We start from the raw sequence: 17,367 nt of genomic DNA, 5'->3' as shown, positions 1-17,367 counted from the left end.
CGCCGCCGACGATCAGCAGCGTGTTCCAGATCGACTGGAAGAAGGCCGGATCGGTATAGAAATACTGGTAATTGAACAGGCCGGCGAAGCTGACATTGGCAGGGTTGAGCAGATTGTAGTTCTGGAACGAGAACCACAGGGTCATCGCCAAAGGCACGATCATCCATACCAGCAAAAGCAGGACCGACGGCGCTAGCATCACCCGCGCCAGACCGCTCGTGTTCCGTGTTGCCATGATAGTCCCCTCCCAGAAAGACACCCGCTGGGGCATCCAAACTCAATGATTGTCTCAGTGGCGACCTTCGCCCGTTGCTGCGTGGTAGGTCGCCAGTACCTGATCCACCGCCGCGACCAGAACCTCCTCCATATCCTTGCCCGCAACCGTCGCGAGCGGTAGCTCGCCGAGATACTGCCGCAGCAGGGTCTCGGGAATTGTCTTCCCATCCAGTGCCTTGTGCAAGGCGGAAACGGCCGCAAGCGCCTCCGGCCGCGTCCAGTAATAGCGGATACGGTCGCTGTAGCTGTAGTGGCGCTGCAATCGGAGCGTGATGTCATCGCCATGATAATGTCCGCGCCAGTCACCGGGCGAGGAGAGCATCAGCTCTTCCATGGTCCGCGCCAGGGGACGATCGCCATAGTCGCTGACCATCTCGGATGCGATCATGTCGAGAGCGTAAAGCGCCTCGCGATAGGCGAAGGTCAGGCCGGGACCCACTTTCAGGATGGGATATCCATCGCATACCAGTGTCGTGAGAGCGGCCTGTGTCTGGTAATCGGTGGAATGGGCCTCGAAAACCAGTTGTGGTTCGGCATCCAGCACGGCGCTCAAGGCAATGGCTGCCTGTGGATTATAAGCGACGACATTGTCGCTGCCGAATTCCACGCCGGGCTGTACGACGAAGGCGATGACCCGTTCGAACGCATCGGAAAGACCATGCCGTGCGAAGATTTCGCGGTGAAGCTCGATTGTCTGGCGCGCTGCCTGCGGCTCCGTTGGTGCAACCGTGTCGAGCACATGATCGGCGCCGCCCGGCACCGGCACTTCGGTACCGAGAATATAAAGCGGTTTTGGCAAGCCGGACTCGATGGCTGCCTTTTCGGCGACGGCCGCGAGTTTCGCGGCCCGGTTGGCAATCGTGACGTCGTCCAGCGCTGCCGGCTCACCGTCGCAGCCCATCGATGCATCAAGATGGATCTTGCGAAAACCCGCCGCCACATAGGCCTCGACCATCGCGGCGGCTTTTGTCAGCGCATCTTCGGCCTTTTCCCTGCGCCAGGGATTGGGGCCGAGATGATCGCCGCCAAAGATCACTAGTTCGCGGGGCAATCCTTCTTCCTCGGCAATGCTGTTGACGAAGGTGACGAAGTCCCGCGGTGTCATGCCGGTATAACCGCCGAGGTGATTGACCTGGTTGCAGGTGGCCTCGATCAGCACCGGTGTTTTGCCGGCGGCGGCGCGGCGAATTGCGGCGCGCAAAACCACGGGATGGGCGGAGCAGACTGAGGTGATGCCAGCGGGCCTGCCGGAGCGGCGCGCGGCGGCGAGATTTTCGAGTATGCCGGTCACAGGATTTCCTCCGACAGTTGCGCGGCCAGAAAGGCGTCGAGTTCGGAAAGGCTGACGGCGCCCTCCATCGGGCCGCGGCGAGTGACATTGTGCGCGCCGGCGGCATTGGCGTAGGCGAGCGCCTTTTGTGGATGCATGCCGAGGCGGCGGCAGGTGAGATAGGTTGCGCCGAAACAGTCGCCGGCACCGGTCGGGTCGACTTCGCGAACCCTCAGGCCGGGGGCATCGATACGTCCATGGGTACGGCTGAAATGGCTTGCGCCATCCGCACCGCGTTTCAGCACGATCTCGCCGATCCCGGAGGCGAGGAGCTTTTCGATCGCTGCGTCCTCGTCATCCAGACCTGAGGCGGCCTGAAGCTCTTCGCCGGAAGGCAGCAGAAGATCGGTGACACCAAGGAGATCATCGATCAGCCTGCGGCCGGCATCGTCCTGCGCCAGTTCCTTGCGGATGTTCGGATCAAAGGACACCGAGCCGCCGCGCGCCTTGACGCTTTTGATCGCTTCCAGAATGATCTCGCCAATACCGGCAATCGCGAAGGCCGATCCCATGACATGCACATGCCCGGCTTTTTCAATGAGGGCCTGCGCTTCATCCGTCATATGCGTTTCGCGCGCCGCCGAATGGGCTATGTTGAAAACGAAGTCCCGTGCGCCATTTTCCCGGTAACGCACGAAGGCGCTGCCCGTCGGCCGGTCGGCTATTGTGGCGATGGCCGAGACATCAACGCCGTCGCGGCGAAGCCTTTCGACATTGAGACGGCCGAAATCATCGTCACCAACTGCGGCAATGATGCCGGCGCTTCCGCCGCAACGCGCCACCTGATCGGTGAAGATGGCCGGTGCGCCGCTCGGGAAGGGGCCGATCAGCGATTGCGGTTCGAGAAACCCGTCGCCCACCGTCGTCGCCATGATTTCCACGAGGATTTCACCTGCCGTGATGGTCGGACCTTTCGTGTGCGGCGCCAGTGCGGATGTCTGCCTCATCGTCTACTCCTCATGCATTCGGTCCCGGCCTTTCGGGCGAGGAAAATCCCGCCATTTCGCGGACTCTTGCTTTCGGATATCATTCAAAAATTTACGCGCGTCAATATATGTGGTGATAAAAATTTTGCTGCATCGCAGCGGGATGGCTGCTCGATGAAATAATTTTTGAAGATGTTATTCGCGGTAAAACAATCATTTATGGTATTTTCGGCGACGTGGCCGTGATTGGTTTTATTTTCGTATGTTGACAAAGGAGTGAGTTTTGAAGGATAAAAAATTTACGCATGTATTGTTGTGCGTGGACATCCGTAAAGGAGGAGCGGGTATCATGAACAAATTTATGGGAATTCTGTCATCGTCCGTGGTCGGCATCGGCCTTTTCGCCGGTCTTGCGCAGGCGGAAGAAATCAACATCGCCACCGTCAACAATGGCGACATGATCATTATGCAGAAGCTTTCCAGCGCCTGGGAGAAGGAAACGGGCAACAAGATCAACTGGATCGTGCTGGAAGAGAATGTCCTGCGCGAGCGTGTCACCACCGATATCGCCACCAATGGCGGCCAGTTCGACATCATGACCATCGGCGGTTATGAAGCGCCGATCTGGGGTAAGCAGGGCTGGCTGGCGCCGGTCGATGATCTCGGCGACGATTACGATTACGCCGATCTGCTCGATCCGATCAAAAAAGGCCTGACGGTGGACGGTAAGCTTTACGCGGTGCCGTTTTATACCGAAAGCTCGTTTACCCTTTACCGTAAGGACCTGTTCGACGCGGCCGGTCTGAAGATGCCTGATAATCCGAGCTACGACCAGATCAAGGATTTTGCCGCCAAGCTGACCGACAAGTCGAAGCAGCAATATGGCATCTGCCTGCGCGGCAAGCCGGGCTGGGGCGAGAACATGGCTTTCCTCGGGACCATGATCAACACCTATGGCGGACGCTGGTTCGATATGGACTGGAAGCCGCAGCTGACGAGCGAGCCGTGGAAAAAGGCGATCTCGGATTACGTCGCGCTGATGACCTCTTACGGCCCGCCCGGTGCGGCAGCCAACGGCTTCAACGAGAACCAGACGCTGTTTTCATCCGGCCGCTGCGCCATGTGGATCGACGCCACCTCGGCGGCAGGCCGGGTCTATGATCCCAAACAGAGCCAGGTCGCCGACAAGACCGCCTTCACGCGGGCTCCGGTCGAGGCGACGCCGAACGGGTCGAGCTGGTCCTGGTCGTGGAACCTTGCAATTCCGAACAGCACGAAGAAGCTCGAAACCGCCAAGTCCTTCGTCAAATGGGCGACCTCGAAGTCCTATGTGAAGACGGTCGGTGAAAGCGAAGGCTGGGTAGCCGTGCCGCCGGGCACGCGCAAATCCACCTATGAGCTGCCGGAATACAAGAAGGCGGCGCCCTTTGCGGATACGGTGCTGAAGGCCATCATGTCGGCCGATCCGTCGAAACCGACCAAGGATCCGGTTCCCTATACCGGCGTGCAGTTCGTCGCCATACCGGAATTCCAGTCCATCGGCACGGTTGTCGGCCAGCAGATCGCGGCAGCCCTTTCCGGCCAGCAGACCGTCGATGCGGCGCTTGAGGGCGCACAGAAACAGGTCGAGCGTGACATGACCCGCGCGGGCTACATCAAGTAGCCGCGTCCTCCCGGCGTGCCGCCCGTTCGTCACTTTGGCGGCGGGCGGCATGGGTGGCCCCACACCCGCCGCCATCATTCCTGTGCTTGTCACAGGAATCCAGCCAGCCCAAGCCCTTGGGCTGAAAGAACTCTCTCCGCCGCATGAGAGTCACGTCGACTGGATTCCCGTGACAAGCACAGGGATGAGGGGGTGAGAAAATTGCATCTAACAACAAGCGAGCATGGCCGAGTTGTCCGCCATGCATCACGGAGATCGACATGAGATTGAACAACAAGGTCGCGCTGATTACCGGCGCCGCCCGCGGTATCGGCCTTGGTTTCGCACAGGCTTTTGCCGATGAAGGCGCAAAGGTCATCATCGCTGACATCGATATCGCCCGTGCGACGGCGTCTGCCGCCGCCATCGGCCCTTCTGCCAAGGCCGTAAAGCTGGATGTGACTGACCTTGGTCAGATCGATGCGGTGGTGAAGGCGGTGGATGAGGAATTCGGCGGCATCGATATCCTTGTCAACAATGCCGCTATCTTCGATATGGCGCCGATCAACGGTATTACCGAAGAGAGCTATGAGCGGGTTTTCGACATCAATCTCAAGGGACCGCTTTTCATGATGAAGGCCGTCTCCAATGTCATGATTGCCCGTGCACGCGGCGGCAAGATCATCAATATGGCGAGCCAGGCCGGCCGTCGCGGTGAGGCGCTCGTCACGCTTTATTGCGCTTCCAAGGCCGCGATCATTTCCGCCACGCAGTCGGCGGCGCTGGCGCTCGTCAAGCACGGCATCAATGTCAACGCCATCGCGCCCGGTGTCGTGGATGGTGAGCACTGGGAAGTGGTCGATGCACATTTTGCCAAATGGGAAGGCCTGAGGCCGGGGGAGAAGAAGGCGGCGGTAGCTAAATCCGTGCCGATCGGCCGTTTCGCCACGCCCGATGACATCAAGGGGCTGGCGGTTTTCCTCGCCTCTTCCGACAGCGATTATATTCTCGCCCAGACATACAATGTCGATGGCGGCAACTGGATGAGCTGAAAAGCCGGAGATGACCATGCATGCCATTCAATTCGTCGAGAAGGGACGCGTCGTGCTGGCGGAGGTTCCGGTCGCGGATCTACCGCCGGGCCACGCCCTCGTGCGGGTCAAGGCTTCGGGGCTTTGCCACACCGACATCGATGTACTCCATGCACGTTATGGCGACGGTGCCTTTCCCGTTATCCCGGGCCATGAATATGCCGGTGAAGTCGCGGCCGTGGCCGCTGATGTGACTGGCATCAAGGTTGGCGAACGGGTGGTGGTCGATCCCAATCTGCCCTGTGGCGTCTGCGCGAGTTGCAGGAAGGGGCTTACCAACCTCTGCAGCACACTGAAGGCCTATGGCGTCTCCCATAATGGCGGCTTTGCGGAATTCAGCGTGGTGCATGCCGATCACCTGCACCGCATCGGTTCCATGCCCTATCATGTCGCGGCATTGGCAGAACCGCTCGCCTGCGTCGTCAATGGCATGCAGAGCGCGGGCATCGGCGAAAGTGGTATCGTACCGGAAAACGCGCTGGTTTTTGGTGCCGGCCCTATCGGCCTGCTGCTTGCCTTGTCGCTGAAATCGCGCGGCATCAGGACGGTGACGATTGCCGACATCAATGAAAGCAGGCTGGCCTTCGCCGAAGATCTCGGGCTTGAGGTGGCGGTTTCCGGCTCGGAAGCGCTCCTGCGGCAACAGAAATCGTTCGATTTCGTGGCCGATGCGACCGGCATCGCCGCTGTTGCGGAAGCGATGATCCCGCTGGTTGCCGATGGCGGTACGGCGCTGTTCTTTGGCGTCTGCGCGCCGGATGCCCGCATTGCTGTCTCGCCCTTCGAAATCTTCAGGCGTCAGTTGAAGCTTGTCGGTTCACATTCGCTGAACCGTAACATTCCGCAGGCGTTAGCTATTCTGGAGACGGATGGTGATGTCATGGCGCGGCTGGTGTCGCACCGACTGCCGCTTTCGGAGATGCTGCCGTTCTTTACGAAAAAGCCGTCCGATCCGGCTACAATGAAAGTGCAATTTGCGGCCGAATGATCTTTTGGCCGTTGATAACCACATTCGACCGGCTTTTCGTGCGAAGGCCGGTCGATATAGAATACCACATGTAATATTTCATGGGGGCAAGCACTTTGGCCAAATCTATCAGGACGATGGAAGAGTTTTCGGAATTCGTCGGCCTTTCCCGCCCGACCGTTTCGAAATACTTCAATGATCCGGCCTCGGTCCGCAAGAAGACCCGGGATGCCATTGAGGACGCGCTGAAGAAATCGGGCTTCAGGCCCAATATCTTTGCCGTGAACCTCAACCGCCGCCGCTCCAATATCATCGGCATCATCATCCCGAACTCGACGGACCCGTTCTATATGGCGCTGACGAGCCGTATCGAACTCATCGCCAATGAGGCGGGGTTCCTTGCCTTCGTGCTGTCATCTGACGGCAAGGCGGAGATTGAAGACCGCGCCATCCGCACCTTCAAGTCGATGAATGTCGCGGGCGCCATCATCGCCCCGCTCGGTGTCAAATCCCACCGCGCCACGCTGGAGCAGCTCGCGGCCAGTATTCCGATCGTTTATGTGGATTCGCCTCTCGATGAGACCTCGGCCTTTGTCGGCACCGACAACCGCCAGAGTGTCGGGCTGATGGTGGATTATCTCTGCCGTTCGGGCGAGCCGCCCTGTTTCTTCGACATGCCGCAGGTCAACACCAATGCTGCGACGCGCCGCACGGCTTACGTGGAGGCCATGCAGCGTCTCGGTTTCGAGCCGCATGTGATCGATGTCCCTGATATCGTCACCTGGGATTTCGAACGTTTCGCCTTTGATGAAGCCTCCCGGCTGCTTGATGGGGCAGGGCTTTTGCCATCGCGCACCATTCTGTGCGCCAACGACCGTATCGCCTTCGGCGTCATCGCCGCCGCCTTCCAGAAAGGGATCAAGGTTGGTCACGGTGCGGATTACGATCTCCGGGTCGCCGGCCATGATGATCATCCGCTGTCGCGTTACGCCTGCCCGCCGATTACCACGGTGGCGCAGAACTATAACGAGATCGGCAGGCTCTCGATCGAGCTTCTGTTGCAGAAGCTGGATGAAGAGGCGGATGACGCAACCCGGATGCGCGAGCGCATTCTCCTCAGCGCCGATCTGATGTTGCGTAAATCGGCCTGACGGTTTTTGGCGCAGAGTGCGGTCTTCGCTTAACGGATCACGGCGATCACCTGAGTATCACAGGTGACCGCCGTGATGAAAAGCGTTGAACGCAAGGCTTTTAGCGGTGGCTTGGCAGCTTCGGCAGGAACACCGTCAAAAGGCCGAGCAGCGGCATGTAGGAGCAGATGCGATAGACGAATTCAATGCCTTCCTTGTCCGCATAGACGCCCAGAACCGCCGCCCCGATACCGCCGAAACCGAAGGCGAAACCGAAGAACATGCCGGCGATGAGGCCGACGCGACCCGGCACCAGTTCCTGTGCGAACACCACGATGGCCGAGAAGGCCGACGAGAAGACGAAGCCGATCACGACGACCAGAACCGCCGTCCAGAACAGGTTGGCATAGGGCAGCATCAGCGCGAAGGGAATGACGCCGAGGATCGAGAACCAGATGACCACGCGGGAGCCGAAACGGTCACCGATCGGGCCGCCGAAGAACACGCCGAGTGCTGAAGCCCCGAGGAAGAGGAACAGCAGAACCTGCGCGTCCTGCACGCCAAGACCGAACCGGTCGATCGTGTAGAAGGTGAAGTAGCTGGACAGGCTGGCGAGATAGGCGTTCTTGGTTGCGGTCAGGACCACCAGAACGAGAAGCGTCATCATAACCGTGCCGCGTGCCAGCGGCAGGGCGCGGCTGACAGGGGCCTTGCCGACGGTGGCGCGGCGATGGCGGGTATACCAGACGCCGACCCACGAAAGCACGCCAAAACCGACGAGCGCAATCAGCGAGAACCAGCTGAGGCTCGACTGGCCGAGCGGTATGACGATGAAAGCGGCGAGCAGCGGGCCGATGGCCGTTCCGGTATTGCCGCCGACCTGGAAGAAGGACTGTGCAAGGCCGTGACGGCCGCCGGATGCCAGGCGCGCAACGCGCGAGGCTTCCGGATGGAAGATCGCCGAGCCGATGCCGATGAGGCAGGCGCCGATCACCAGAACCTCGAAACTGTGGGCGAAGGCGAGCGTGATGAGGCCGGCGCAGGTGGACAGCATGGCGACGGGCAGGGAGAAGGGCATGGGCCAGCGATCGGTCACCATGCCGACGACCGGCTGCAACAGCGATGCGGTGACCTGAAAGGCGAAGGTCAGCAGCCCGATCTGCATGAAATCGAGCGCGTAATTGGCCTTCAGCAGCGGGTAAAGCGACGTCAGCAGCGATTGCATGATGTCGTTGAGCATATGGCAGAAGCTCGCGGCAGCGATGATTGAAAACGCCGTGCGTTGCGGGTTGAACCCGGCGCTGGTGACGGTGGCCATGGTGTATCCTCTCCAGATTCCCGATGGAAGGGCGGGAAACGTGTCTTTATTTCTTCCCGCTTTTATTCATATTGTTTCTGGCCTGCATTTGTGTTCTGGACGAGTTTCTTTGTGAGTGGGCCAAATGGCAAAAATCAAATCGCGGCCGCCTGCAGGGCTGACGCAGGACGAGCATGAACGCAGTCTGAAATTGATCGACGGCACCAATGAACCGGTGCTGGCGCTTTGCCGCGTCTATCCCACGGGGCACCGAACCCCGCCCCACAGCCACAGCCGGGTGCAGATCTGGTGTGCCCGTCAGGGTGTGGTGCTGGTCAGCACCGCCGATGGGCGCTGGATGATACCGCCCGGTCACGGGCTCCTCATTCCTGCCGGGCTGCAGCACGAGGCCGAGACCATTTCCACGGTGGAGATGCACTCGATCTACGTTCATCCCGATCTCTTCCATGCCGGCGCGCCGCGGGTGGTGGAAATAACCGATCTCGCCTCCAGCCTGATTTCGGAACTGCTGGCTGAGGAACACCAGCCGTCGGCATTTCATCGGCAGGGCCTCGTGCGCGCGCTTTTGCTGGACGAGGTCAACCGCCTGCCGGAAAGGCCGCTCGGATTGCCTTTTCCCGATAATCAGCGTCTGGCTGCGCTCTGCCGCGATTTCCTCAAGAAGCCCGTAGCACGGGTGGAGATCGACGACTGGGCGGCAGCCATGGGAATCAGCCGCCGCTCTTTCACGCGCCTGTTCCGCCGGGAACTCGGGGTGAGTTTCGTCACCTGGCGCCAGCAGGCCTGCATTTTCGCTTCACTGCCGAGGCTGGCGGCCGGCGAGGCGGTGACCAATGTGGCGTTGGATGCCGGTTATGAAAACATTCCCGCCTTCACCACCATGTTCCGGCGGATGCTCGGCAGTTCGCCCCGGGCTTATCGGCAGGCGGCGCGGCAGCGCGGCGGAGCTTTTCCGAAACCGGAAGAAATTGGGGACTAGGCTTCAGGCTCCTCCTCATCCCTGTGATTGTCACAGGGATACAGCCCGCCAAAGTCTTGAGCTGAAAAGAGTCCTCTCGCCGCGTAGACGCGCGTCGACTGGATTCCGGTGACAAGCACAGGAATGAGGGAGGTGCCCTAAGCCGCCGTCGCCCGCATGTCGCGGCGGAAATCGGAAGGTGACATGCCGGCGATCTGGCGAAACGCCTTGTTGAAGGCGCTGACGGAGCCGAAGCCGCTTTCCATGGCGATCTGCAGAATATTGTCCTTGCCGGTCATCAGCATTGCCTGTGCACGCGAAAGGCGTAGCAGGGTCAGATATTTGATCAGCGTCATGCCTGTGGATTTCCGGAACAGGTTCATCGCGTATTTCGGATGCAATGATGCGGCGCGGGCAATATCGGTCGCGTCGATATCGTCGAGGAAATTGGCGGCGATGAAATCGCACATGCGCACCACGCCGATGGATGGCGCCATGCCTTCCTCATCCTCTCTGTGTTTTGCATCGGCGGCGGACGATACGACGGAATAGGGTTCGAGAAACATCCGTTCCACCCGCAGCAGCAATTCCTCCACCGCATGTTGCGCTCTGGCCGGATCACCCGAGGCGACATAGCGGAACCAGCGGCCGAAATTCTCCTTATCCGCCAGGTCAGTTTCGGCGCTCACCATTGTGGCGCCACCCATCAACTGGCTGGAGACGGCGGCAGGCAGGCGCATACGGAAGAAATGCACGAGCGGCAGATGCGCGCCCGCATAAAAGGAATCGTCGGAGGAGCGGTCCATCTGGTGCGGCTGGCCACCCCAGAAAATGCACATCTGGCCGGCCTCGAGCGAGAGTTCATGATCGCCCATGCGGTAATGCACCGATCCCGACATCACATAATTCACCTCGACCTGCGCGTGCCAGTGGGGGCGGAGCATGATGGGCGGGTGATTATGAAAGAGCTGAAGCGTTGTCGGCATGCCTTCGATGCTGCTCGCACCCGGTTGGTAGAAGGCTCTTTCGGCAATCTTACTTTCCGCCAAATCGGTGTTCCCTTTTTACGAGACAGATTTCCTGCCGCCGCTAATGTGCCCATGTTCGCTTAAGAACGGCAATTGAAAAAGGGAGGTTTTCAATGTGCTTGAAATTTCTAGGCGCGTCTACCGCTATGCTGCTTCTTGCAGCCCCGGCTTTCGCGCAAACCGAGACCGTCACCATCTGGAGCTGGAATGTCGCGGCTTCCGCGCTGAAATCCACGGTGGAAGGTTTCAATAAACAGAATCCGGATATCAAGATCGTCGTTGAAGACCTTGGAAACAATCAGGTTTTTGACAAGACGCTTGCCGCCTGCGCAGCCGGTGGTGATGGTCTTCCGGACATTGTCACCATAGAGAATTTCGAGGCGGAGCTGTTCTGGAGCCGCTTCCCCGATTGTTTCGCCAATCTGACCGAGCTTGGCTACACGCCTGAGAAACAGGCGCTTTTCCCTGATTTCAAGCGCACGGAACTAGAGGTTGACGGCGTCGCCTATGCGGTTCCGTGGGACTCGGGTCCAGTGGCGGTGTTCTATCGCCGCGACTTCTATGAAAAGGCGGGTGTAGATCCCGCCACCATCAAAAGCTGGGATGATTTCATCGCTGCGGGCAAAAAGGTCATGGCTGCCAATCCCGGCACGGTGATGGCGCAAGCCGATTTCAACGGCGACAGCGAATGGTTCCGCATGATCGCCAATGAACAGGGATGCGGTTACTTTTCGACCGATGGCCAGAGCATCACCATCAACAAGCCCGCCTGTGTCGCGACCCTTGAAAAGGTCAAGGAGATGAAAGACGCCGGCATCATCACGGCCGCGATCTGGGATGAAAAGATCCAGGCCAATACGGCAGGAAAGGCCGCAAGCCAGATGTATGGCGCCTGGTATGAAGGCACGGTGCGTTCCAGCTCTCCTGATCTTTCCGGCAAATGGGGCGTCTATCTGATGCCGAGCCTGACGCCGGATGGCCCGCATGCGGCCAATCTCGGCGGTTCGTCACTCGCAATCAGCTCGACATCCCAGCACAAGGAGGCCGCTTGGAAATATATCGATTACGCGCTGACCACCAATGAAGGGCAGGTGACGATGTTGAAATCCTTCGGCCTCGTTCCCTCGCTGCTGTCAGCCATTGACGATCCTTTCGTCAAGGAAAAGCAGGCCTATTGGGGCGGGCAGGCTGTGTGGACCGATATTCTCGCCACCCTGCCGAAGATTGTGCCAAGCCGCGGCACGGCGTTCCAGTCGGATGCCGATGCGATCTACAAGGCGACGCAGACGAAGTACTTTGCGGGCGGGTACCCCGATGCGAAGGCCGCGCTGGATGATGCGGCCAAGCAGATCGAAACGGCAACAGGTTTGCCGGCCGCGGAGTAAACAGTCGGTAGCTGATGGACCGAGCGGGTGCCGCGCGTTTCTTCTCCCCGAGGGGGAGAAGTCCGCGGCAGCGGGATGAGGGGCGAGGCCAGCGATAGACCGCGAGCTAGCCCCCTCATCCGGCCCTTCGGGCCACCTCCTCCCCCACTGGGAGAAGAAACGCGCGGTACCGCCTTGCCATGGCCTCGCCCTCAAACGGGGGCAGGCCTCTTTCAAACTTTTCCATTTACCCGGCAAAACCGCCGGCATCTGGAGGTCGTCATGCCGTCAAGGAACAGGATCGCTTATGCGTTCCTTGCGCCCTATCTCCTGATTTTCGCCACCTTCTGGGTCTGGCCGATCATCAGCTCGTTCATGCTGTCGTTCCAGAATACACGCATCAATCCGTGGCGGTTCGCCCCCTCCATGAACTGGGGGCGGCTCGTCTCCGACCCGGCTTTTTATAATGCGCTCTACAATACGCTGATCATTCTGGTCATTCAGGTGCCCGTCATGATCGCGCTCGCCACCGTCATGGCGGTGCTCCTGAATTCGCCGCTCCTAAAGGCGCGGCCACTCTACCGCTTTGCCTTTTTCGCGCCTGTTGTTGTCGGCGAGGTTGCCTATGCCGCCGTTTTCCGGCTGATGTTCAGCGCCGATTTCGGCATCATCAACAAGCTCATCACCTCCGTCGGCCTTTCGCCCATTTCGTGGTTCGACAATGCCAATGCCGCCATGGCGCTCGTCATCATCGCGGTTACCTGGCGCTGGGCGGGGTATAACGCCATCATCATTCTGGCCGGGCTGCAATCCATCCCGGGTGATGTCTATGAGGCGGCGACGCTGGACAAGGTGAGCAAACGGCAGCAGTTCTTCTACATAACCCTGCCGCTCCTCAAACCCATCATCCTCTTCTGCGTCGTCCTGTCGGTCATCGGCACCATGCAGCTTTTCGCTGAACCCTTCCTCATCACCAACAGGGGCGGGCCAGGCGGCGGCACGGAGACGCTGGGGCTGTTCCTTTACCGGCAGGGCTTCACCTCGCTCAATTTCGGTTATGCCTCGGCCATTGCCTACACCATGGCGGCGCTCGCCATCGCCATTTCGCTGCTCAATCTATGGGTCGGGAGGGAGCCGAAATGAGATCGAAATCGAGATCGCTTTTCTGGCAGAAGATCGCGCTGCATGCGGCGCTGACGCCGCTCGCCATCATCTGGCTGTTTCCGCTGTGGATGATGTTCGTGTTCTCGACGATGCCGGATTACGGCATTTTCAGCCCGGACATTGTGCTGGTGCCGTCCACCAACTTCATCGATAATTTCGAGAACCTTCAGGCGGATACGAATTTCCTGCGGGCCATGTTCATCTCGATCACCGTCGCTGTCATCTACACTGTCCTTTCGGTGTTCCTGACCTCGATGGCGGGCTGGGCGCTGGCGCGGTACCGCTTTGCGGGACGCGGGGTGGTGATCGCCATCATTCTCGGCACCATCACCCTGCCTTTTGCGGTCGTCGTCATCCCGCAGTTCATCATGGTGGCGCGCGAATTCAAGCTCGCCAATACCTGGGTGGCGCTGATCGTGCCGCCGCTGTTCAATTCGCTCGGCGTGCTGTTCATGCGGCAATCCTTCTCGATGATGCCGACGGAACTCTTCGATGCGGCACGGGTGGAGGGCGTCAAGGAGTGGCAGATATTTCTGCGCATCGCCCTGCCGCTGGCGCGTCCCACCATGGCGGCGCTGTCGATCATCCTCTTCCTGGCCTCGTGGAACAACTACCTCTGGCCGCTTCTCATCAATTCCCGCCCAGGAATGATGACCGCACCCGTGGCGCTTGGCACCCTCATCGGGCTCACCAAAGTGTCATGGGGCGGCATCATGGCCGGCGCGGTGCTGCTCACCGCACCCATCCTCGTGGTTTTCGTGGCCTTGCAGCGTCACTTCATCGCCGGCATTTCCGCCGGGGCAGTCAAGTAAGGGGAGGCCGCATGGCGGAACTTTCGCTCAAGAACGTGGTCAAGCGTTACGGCGCGCTCGAAGTCATCCACGGTGCCGATCTGGATATTGCCGACGGCGAATTCGTCGTCTTCGTTGGCCCCTCCGGATGCGGCAAATCCACGCTGCTGCGCATGATTGCCGGGCTGGAAGACATATCGGATGGTGATGTCAGCATCGGCGGCAGGACGGTCAATGATGCCGATCCGGCGGATCGCGGCATCGCCATGGTGTTCCAGTCCTATGCGCTTTATCCGCATATGACGGTTGCCGAAAACCTGTCCTTCGGCCTTCGAATGAATGGCAATCCCAAGGCCGATACGCAAAAGCGGGTCAACCGCGCCGCCGAAATCCTGCAGATCAACGAGTTGATGGAGCGCCGGCCGAAGCAACTTTCCGGCGGCCAGAGGCAGCGTGTCGCCATCGGCCGCGCCATCGTGCGTGAACCGCAGGTTTTCCTGTTCGACGAGCCGCTCTCCAACCTCGATGCGGAGCTGCGGGTGCAGATGCGCGTCGAGATATCGCGGCTGCACAAGCAGCTGGGGACAACGATGATCTATGTGACCCATGACCAGACCGAGGCGATGACGCTGGCCGACAAGATCGTCGTCCTGCGCGCGGGCAATATCGAACAGGTCGGCGCGCCGCTCGATCTTTACGATGATCCCGCCAACCGTTTCGTTGCCGGTTTCGTCGGTTCGCCGAAGATGAATTTTCTCGACGCCACCATCATCGGCAGCGGCGCGGAGAGCGTGACGCTCTCGCTCGACAGCGATCCTGCGGTGCGGCTGACCCTGCCGACAAAGGCCCGCTTGAACGACGGAGCCCGTGTTTCGCTCGGCATCCGGCCCGAACATTTTTCCGATGCGGGGCAGGGCGATGCCGATCTCACCGTGCATGTCGATGTCGCCGAACATCTCGGCAATACCAGCTACGTTTATGCCCGTACCGAAGGCGGCGAGCAGCTCATCATCGAGAGGCCGGAATCGCGCGACGTCGGCAATCGCGACCGGCTGACGGTCGGTCTTTCCGCCCGCCGGGCCTTCCTTTTCGACAGCAAGGGCGAACGCCTGCGCTGAACCTTTTCCCAAGCACCTACATAAGACGAGGATTTCATGACGACCGAACAACCGATCCGCTGGGGCATCATCGGCCCGGGTACTATCGCGAAAACATTCGCTGACGGCATCGCCCATTCCCGTACCGGCAGGTTAGAGGCCATCGCCACCCGCAATCCGGACAAGCCCGGCCTGGCCGAGGCCTTCGCCGGTGCGCGCATCATCCATGGGTACGATGCGCTGCTTTCCGATCCCGATATCGATGCCGTCTATATCGCCACACCCCATACCGGCCATGCCGAATGGGCGATCAAGGCCATCCGCGCCGGCAAGAATGTATTGGTGGAGAAACCGATTGCGCTTTCCGCCTACGATGCCGACGCCATTTTCCACGAGGCGAGAAAGGCAGGCGTCTTTGCCGGCGAGGCCTATATGTATCGCCTGCACCCGCAGACGGCTAAATTGCTCGAACTGGTCAAGAGCCGCGCGGTTGGCGATATCCGGATCATCCGTTCCAGCTTCGGTTTCAACATGGGTTCGTTCCGGGCCGATCACCGGCTCTTCGCCAATGAGATGGCGGGCGGCGGCATTCTCGATGTCGGCGGTTATCCGGTCTCGATGGTGCGGCTGATTGCCGGCGCGGTGGATGGCAAACCCTTTGCCGAGCCGGAAAAGGTGGCGGGCGCTGCCCATCTCGGCCAGTCGGGTGTCGACGAATGGGCCTCGGCCGTGCTGAAATTTTCCAACGGCATCGTCGCCGAAGTGTCCTGCTCGATCATGGCGGGGCAGGACAATGTGCTGCGCATCATCGGTTCGGAGGGCCGGATCGAGGTCAAGGATTTCTGGTACGCTTCCGGCCATAAGGGCGGCACCGGCCGGATTGATATCTTCAGGGGCGACAAGGTGGAAACCATCGAGCTGCCGGAGGATCGTTGGCTTTATTCCTTTGAGGTCGATGCAGCGGGTGAGGCGATCCGTGAGGGCAAAAAGGAATTCGATGCACCGGGCATGGGCTGGGCCGACAGCCTCGGCAATCTGCGTGTCATGGATCAATGGCGCGCCTCGGTCGGCCTTGAATACAGCGTCGAAAAGGCAACCTCGCGCGTTGCCAACATTACCGGCGGCAAGGTCGTGGCTGGAAACGCGGTTCCGAAGCGGCAGATTCCGGGCCTTGCCAAGCCCGCCTCCGTGGTCGCGCTCGGTTTCGAATTTTTCCCCAATTTTGCCTCCGCGTCCCTGACGCTCGATGCCTTCTACGAGGCGGGCGGCAATCTGTTCGATACGGCTTATGTCTATGGCGCAGGCAGGACCGAGGCGATTTTCGGTGACTGGCACACCAGCCGCAATGTGCCGCGCGAGGAGATCGTGCTGATCGGCAAGGGTGCGCATTCGCCGCTCTGCTATCCTGATATGATCGCCAAGCAACTCGACCAGTCGCTGGAACGTCTGAAGACGGATTATGTCGATGCCTATTTCATGCATCGCGATAATCTGGATATTCCGGTCGGTGAGTTCGTCGATGCCATGGATGCCGAGGTTCGGCGCGGCCGCATTCGCGGCATTTTCGGTGGTTCGAACTGGACGCGCGAGCGCATGGACGAGGCGGCCGCCTATGCTCAGAAGAACGGCAAACAGGCCCCGGGCGCGCTTTCAAACAATTTCTCGCTCGCCGAAATGCTCGATCCGATCTGGGCGGGATGCGTGGCGGCATCGGATGACGAGTGGAAGGAATGGCTGAAATCCCGCCAGATCCCCAATTTTGCCTGGTCCAGCCAGGGGCGCGGTTTCTTCACCGACCGGGCAGGGCGCGACAAGCAGGATGATGAGGAAATCGTCCGCGTCTGGTATTCCGACCGCAATTTCGTCCGCCGCGACAGGGCGATCGAGCTTGCGCAGAAACTTGAGCGGCACCCGATCCATATCGCGCTCGCTTATGTCATCGCCCAGCCTTTCCCGGTCATCCCGCTGATCGGACCGCGCACGATTGCGGAGCTGGAGGATAGTCTTTCGGCGCTGGATATCAGGCTGACGGCCGAGCAGGTGAAGTGGCTGGAGGCGTGAAAGACAACGAGCGGTGGATTTATCCGCCGCTCGTTCGGATAGGGCAAGGCATTGCGGCATATTTCTTCTCCCCGCCGGGGAGAAGGTGGCCCGAAGGGTCGGATGAGGGGGCAAGCTCTCCGCATATCTCGACGCTTGCCCCCTCATCCCGCTGCCGCGGACTTCTCCCCGGTGGGGAGAAGAAACAAGGGGCATCCGCTCGCTCCAACTGACGATCTTCGGGG

Annotated in this window: 14 protein-coding genes and 1 pseudogene; 10 read left to right on the top strand and 5 right to left on the bottom strand. The window is 60.0% G+C overall.

Going from position 1 to position 17,367, the window contains the following annotated elements:
- The 3 genes and pseudogenes from AC5I5B_RS00955 to AC5I5B_RS00945 form a co-directional block, all read right to left on the bottom strand.
- Nucleotides 1-235: pseudogene (locus AC5I5B_RS00955) on the bottom strand (sugar ABC transporter permease); the annotation flags it as partial.
- Nucleotides 236-289: 54 nt separating this feature from the next.
- Entirely contained in the window at nucleotides 290-1,567 is a 1,278-nt protein-coding gene (locus AC5I5B_RS00950) for a D-tagatose-bisphosphate aldolase, class II, non-catalytic subunit (RefSeq protein WP_111781222.1), read from the bottom strand.
- Nucleotides 1,564-2,553, bottom strand: a complete 990-nt coding sequence (locus AC5I5B_RS00945) for a tagatose kinase (RefSeq protein WP_111781229.1) — start codon at nucleotides 2,551-2,553, stop codon at nucleotides 1,564-1,566. The genes AC5I5B_RS00950 and AC5I5B_RS00945 overlap by 4 nt, the downstream gene beginning before the upstream one ends.
- A 328-nt stretch (nucleotides 2,554-2,881) precedes the next feature.
- On the opposite strand from AC5I5B_RS00945, the gene AC5I5B_RS00940 reads away from it, so the two are divergent.
- From AC5I5B_RS00940 to AC5I5B_RS00925, 4 genes are all read left to right on the top strand, one after another.
- The gene (locus AC5I5B_RS00940) at nucleotides 2,882-4,195 is read left to right on the top strand and encodes an ABC transporter substrate-binding protein (RefSeq protein ID WP_174055153.1); all 1,314 of its coding nucleotides are present in this window, start codon (nucleotides 2,882-2,884) and stop codon (nucleotides 4,193-4,195) included.
- A 260-nt stretch (nucleotides 4,196-4,455) separates the two neighbouring features.
- Nucleotides 4,456-5,226 carry a galactitol 2-dehydrogenase gene (locus tag AC5I5B_RS00935; protein WP_112958754.1) on the top strand — a complete coding sequence of 257 codons (771 nt, stop codon included), beginning with the start codon at nucleotides 4,456-4,458 and terminating at the stop codon, nucleotides 5,224-5,226.
- Nucleotides 5,227-5,242: 16 nt separating this feature from the next.
- On the top strand, nucleotides 5,243-6,253 hold the full coding sequence (locus tag AC5I5B_RS00930; RefSeq protein WP_112958755.1) for a D-altritol 5-dehydrogenase: 1,011 nt from the start codon (nucleotides 5,243-5,245) through the stop codon (nucleotides 6,251-6,253).
- 116 nt (nucleotides 6,254-6,369) lie between these two features.
- Complete coding sequence (locus tag AC5I5B_RS00925) at nucleotides 6,370-7,383, top strand: LacI family DNA-binding transcriptional regulator (protein WP_003510378.1); 1,014 nt, start codon at nucleotides 6,370-6,372, stop codon at nucleotides 7,381-7,383.
- Between the two features lie 100 nt (nucleotides 7,384-7,483).
- Here AC5I5B_RS00925 and AC5I5B_RS00920 read toward each other — a convergent pair whose 3' ends face one another.
- Nucleotides 7,484-8,680 carry an MFS transporter gene (locus AC5I5B_RS00920; RefSeq protein WP_003510380.1) on the bottom strand — a complete coding sequence of 399 codons (1,197 nt, stop codon included), beginning with the start codon at nucleotides 8,678-8,680 and terminating at the stop codon, nucleotides 7,484-7,486.
- 124 nt (nucleotides 8,681-8,804) lie between these two features.
- Here AC5I5B_RS00920 and AC5I5B_RS00915 point away from each other — a divergent pair, with 124 nt between their 5' ends.
- Nucleotides 8,805-9,659 carry an AraC family transcriptional regulator gene (locus tag AC5I5B_RS00915; protein ID WP_003510382.1) on the top strand — a complete coding sequence of 285 codons (855 nt, stop codon included), beginning with the start codon at nucleotides 8,805-8,807 and terminating at the stop codon, nucleotides 9,657-9,659.
- A gap of 137 nt (nucleotides 9,660-9,796) precedes the next feature.
- Here the strand turns inward: AC5I5B_RS00915 and AC5I5B_RS00910 are convergent, their stop codons facing one another.
- Nucleotides 9,797-10,687 (bottom strand): helix-turn-helix domain-containing protein, encoded by an 891-nt coding sequence (locus tag AC5I5B_RS00910; protein ID WP_003510385.1) that lies wholly within the window; start codon nucleotides 10,685-10,687, stop codon nucleotides 9,797-9,799.
- 92 nt (nucleotides 10,688-10,779) lie between these two features.
- On the opposite strand from AC5I5B_RS00910, the gene AC5I5B_RS00905 reads away from it, so the two are divergent.
- From AC5I5B_RS00905 to AC5I5B_RS00885, 5 genes are all read left to right on the top strand, one after another.
- Entirely contained in the window at nucleotides 10,780-12,051 is a 1,272-nt protein-coding gene (locus AC5I5B_RS00905; protein ID WP_112958752.1) for an ABC transporter substrate-binding protein, read from the top strand.
- A gap of 261 nt (nucleotides 12,052-12,312) precedes the next feature.
- Nucleotides 12,313-13,173: a carbohydrate ABC transporter permease gene (locus tag AC5I5B_RS00900; protein ID WP_003523586.1), complete on the top strand. Its 861-nt coding sequence runs from the start codon at nucleotides 12,313-12,315 to the stop codon at nucleotides 13,171-13,173.
- Nucleotides 13,170-14,006, top strand: a complete 837-nt coding sequence (locus tag AC5I5B_RS00895) for a carbohydrate ABC transporter permease (protein WP_003510390.1) — start codon at nucleotides 13,170-13,172, stop codon at nucleotides 14,004-14,006. The genes AC5I5B_RS00900 and AC5I5B_RS00895 overlap by 4 nt, the downstream gene beginning before the upstream one ends.
- A gap of 11 nt (nucleotides 14,007-14,017) precedes the next feature.
- Nucleotides 14,018-15,103 (top strand): ABC transporter ATP-binding protein, encoded by a 1,086-nt coding sequence (locus AC5I5B_RS00890; protein ID WP_003510391.1) that lies wholly within the window; start codon nucleotides 14,018-14,020, stop codon nucleotides 15,101-15,103.
- A gap of 36 nt (nucleotides 15,104-15,139) precedes the next feature.
- Nucleotides 15,140-17,143, top strand: coding sequence for an aldo/keto reductase (locus AC5I5B_RS00885; RefSeq protein ID WP_003510392.1), 2,004 nt, complete (start codon nucleotides 15,140-15,142; stop codon nucleotides 17,141-17,143).
- The last annotated feature ends 224 nt before the right edge of the window (nucleotides 17,144-17,367 follow it).

The organism is Agrobacterium sp., from assembly GCF_059499945.1.
The sequence above is the reverse complement of the archived record's forward strand: the minus strand, read 5'-3'. Positions and strand labels throughout refer to the sequence as shown.

Excerpts from the sequence above, each read along its gene's own strand:
- AC5I5B_RS00945 (WP_111781229.1), bottom strand. The coding sequence starts at position 2,553 with ATGAGGCAGACATCCGCACTGGCGCCGCACACGAAAGGTCCGACCATC.
- AC5I5B_RS00940 (WP_174055153.1), top strand. The coding sequence starts at position 2,882 with ATGAACAAATTTATGGGAATTCTGTCATCGTCCGTGGTCGGCATCGGC.
- AC5I5B_RS00935 (WP_112958754.1), top strand. The coding sequence starts at position 4,456 with ATGAGATTGAACAACAAGGTCGCGCTGATTACCGGCGCCGCCCGCGGT.
- AC5I5B_RS00930 (WP_112958755.1), top strand. The coding sequence starts at position 5,243 with ATGCATGCCATTCAATTCGTCGAGAAGGGACGCGTCGTGCTGGCGGAG.
- AC5I5B_RS00925 (WP_003510378.1), top strand. The coding sequence starts at position 6,370 with ATGGAAGAGTTTTCGGAATTCGTCGGCCTTTCCCGCCCGACCGTTTCG.
- AC5I5B_RS00920 (WP_003510380.1), bottom strand. The coding sequence starts at position 8,680 with ATGGCCACCGTCACCAGCGCCGGGTTCAACCCGCAACGCACGGCGTTT.
- AC5I5B_RS00915 (WP_003510382.1), top strand. The coding sequence starts at position 8,805 with ATGGCAAAAATCAAATCGCGGCCGCCTGCAGGGCTGACGCAGGACGAG.
- AC5I5B_RS00905 (WP_112958752.1), top strand. The coding sequence starts at position 10,780 with ATGTGCTTGAAATTTCTAGGCGCGTCTACCGCTATGCTGCTTCTTGCA.
- AC5I5B_RS00900 (WP_003523586.1), top strand. The coding sequence starts at position 12,313 with ATGCCGTCAAGGAACAGGATCGCTTATGCGTTCCTTGCGCCCTATCTC.
- AC5I5B_RS00895 (WP_003510390.1), top strand. The coding sequence starts at position 13,170 with ATGAGATCGAAATCGAGATCGCTTTTCTGGCAGAAGATCGCGCTGCAT.
- AC5I5B_RS00890 (WP_003510391.1), top strand. The coding sequence starts at position 14,018 with ATGGCGGAACTTTCGCTCAAGAACGTGGTCAAGCGTTACGGCGCGCTC.
- AC5I5B_RS00885 (WP_003510392.1), top strand. The coding sequence starts at position 15,140 with ATGACGACCGAACAACCGATCCGCTGGGGCATCATCGGCCCGGGTACT.